Origin of the sequence: Streptomyces aureus (assembly GCF_001418135.1) — a bacterium.
In the GTDB taxonomy this organism is placed as follows: domain Bacteria; phylum Actinomycetota; class Actinomycetes; order Streptomycetales; family Streptomycetaceae; genus Streptomyces; species Streptomyces aureus_A.
The window spans coordinates 1-1,920 of sequence record NZ_LIPQ01000198.1 but is presented as its reverse complement, the minus strand read 5'-3'; the positions used below and the strand labels follow the sequence as shown (position 1 = coordinate 1,920).

Sequence of the window (1,920 nt, the reverse complement as noted above, 5' to 3'; positions counted from 1 at the left end):
GCCCGCCACCACTCGCCACTCGCATCCGCCGACCGCAGCCCCCAGCCCTCCGACCGCTGCCGCCCGCCGCCGCCGCCGAACCGACCGCCTATTCGAGCGATCCCAGAACGGCGACCGCCCGCTCCAGGTACTCCTCGAACCGCGCCCTTTCCTCGGGCGTGAACTCGGCGCCCAGCGCCCCCTCGACGCGAAGCGCCGCCTTGTCGGCCTTCTTCACGACGGCCCGGCCCGCCCGGGTCGCCCGGTTGACCACGACCTTCTGGTGCAGCTCAGAGGGCTCCCGGACCACCAGGTCGGCCTTCTCCAGGTTGGCCAGAACCGTAGCCATCGTCTGCGGCGTGACCATGCACTCGCGTGCCAGCTGCGCCGCGGACATGCCCTCCGAGACCGACAACAGCATCAGGACCGCGTACTGCGGCACCGTCAGACCGAACTCCCGCAGCGCCTCCGTCTTGCGCCCGATCAGAGCCTGCTCGGCCCTCTTGATCGTGTGCCCGAGTCGACCCGCGGCGACCGTCTCCGTCGTCGTCTTCGCCATATCAGCAGTCTCCCACAAGGCAGAGGACGACCGAGCGGGGCGAGGCATGACAGAACTCTGTCATGCAAAAGAACACTGTCTCTAGTGGACGTCCAGGTCATATGGCAGAGTTCTGCCTGCACATGACGGGGCGTCTGGCACGCGAAACGAGCGGTCAGGGCTCCACGGGGGCACAACGGGAGAGGCGGTGCGCACGACCATGCGCAGAATGCAACTGGGCGGCTCGCAGCGGACCTTCGCGTCCGTCGGCATCGGCTGCATGGGCATGTCGTGGGGGTACGACGAGCTGGGCCGGGACGAGAGCGAGTCCATCGCGGTCGTACGGCACGCCATCGACCTCGGCGTCGATCTGATCGACACGGCGGACCAGTACGGCCCGTTCACCAACGAACTGCTGGTCGGCAAGGCACTCAAGGGCCGTCGCGAGAAGGCACTGCTCGCCACCAAGGGCGGGCTCGTCGTCGACGACCCGGCCACCTACAAGAGCCACCGCGACGGCCGGCCCGCGCATCTGCGCGCCGCCGTCGACGCGAGCCTGCGCCGGCTCGACGTGGACCACATCGACCTCTACCAGCTGCACCGCATCGACCCCGGGGTACCGGTCGAGGAGAGCTGGGGCGCGCTCGCGGAGCTGGTGAAGGAGGGCAAGCTCGGCGCGATCGGGCTCTCCGAGGCCTCCGTCGCGGAGATCGGCCGGGCACACGCGATCCACCCGGTGGCGTCCGTGCAGAGCGAGCTCTCGCTGGGGAGCCGGGACGCCCTGAGGGACGGCGTGGTGGAGTACTGCGGACGCGAGGGCATCACGTTCATCGCGTTCGCCCCGCTCGGCCGGGGGTTCCTGTCCGGCCTGATCGGCAGCCCGCAGGACCTGCCGACGGCGGACGCACGGCACCGGATCCCGCGGTTCCAGCCCGAGGCCATCAGCGCCAACCAGGCGATCGTCGACCGGGTACGGGCCCTGGCCGACGGCGTCGGCGCGAGCGTCGCCCAGGTGGCCGTCGCATGGGTGCTGGCCCAGGGCGAGCACGTGGGTGTCATCCCGGGCACCAAGACCCGCCGCTATCTGGAGGACAACGTGGAGGCCGGCTCGCTGACGCTTCCGCCGGAGGTCCTGGCCGCACTCGACGCCCTGCCGGAACCGGTCGGCGCGCGCTGAACGTACGGGGGTCCCACGCCATGCGCCTGCTCGTCCTGTCCGCCACCACCGGCATGTTCGGAACGAACGTCCACGTCGTCGCCGCCGGACCGGGAAATCCCTGCCTCGTCGTCGATCCCGGTCACGACTCCCGCGACGCGGTCCTGCGGGCCGTCCGCGCCCATCGCCTCGAACCCGAGGCCATCCTCATCACCCACGGCCACATGGACCACACCTGGGACGCCGT

3 protein-coding genes are annotated in these 1,920 nt (G+C 70.5%); 2 read left to right on the top strand and 1 reads right to left on the bottom strand.

Translation table 11 applies throughout. The features are described 5' to 3' along the window. Positions 1–88 precede the first annotated feature (88 nt). Entirely contained in the window at positions 89–538 is a 450-nt protein-coding gene (locus tag AOK00_RS17815) for a MarR family winged helix-turn-helix transcriptional regulator (protein WP_055601293.1), read from the bottom strand. A 199-nt stretch (positions 539–737) separates the two neighbouring features. Between AOK00_RS17815 and AOK00_RS17810 the strand changes: the two genes are divergently transcribed. Next, entirely contained in the window at positions 738–1,694 is a 957-nt protein-coding gene (locus AOK00_RS17810; protein WP_055601294.1) for an aldo/keto reductase, read from the top strand. A 20-nt stretch (positions 1,695–1,714) separates the two neighbouring features. Next, positions 1,715–1,920 (top strand): MBL fold metallo-hydrolase (locus AOK00_RS17805; protein WP_159041787.1); only part of this gene is annotated, 206 nt, incomplete at its 3' end.

Bases quoted from the DNA above. Each gene is read 5' to 3' on its own strand.
- AOK00_RS17815 (WP_055601293.1), bottom strand. From the start codon at position 538: ATGGCGAAGACGACGACGGAGACGGTCGCCGCGGGTCGACTCGGGCAC.
- AOK00_RS17810 (WP_055601294.1), top strand. From the start codon at position 738: ATGCGCAGAATGCAACTGGGCGGCTCGCAGCGGACCTTCGCGTCCGTC.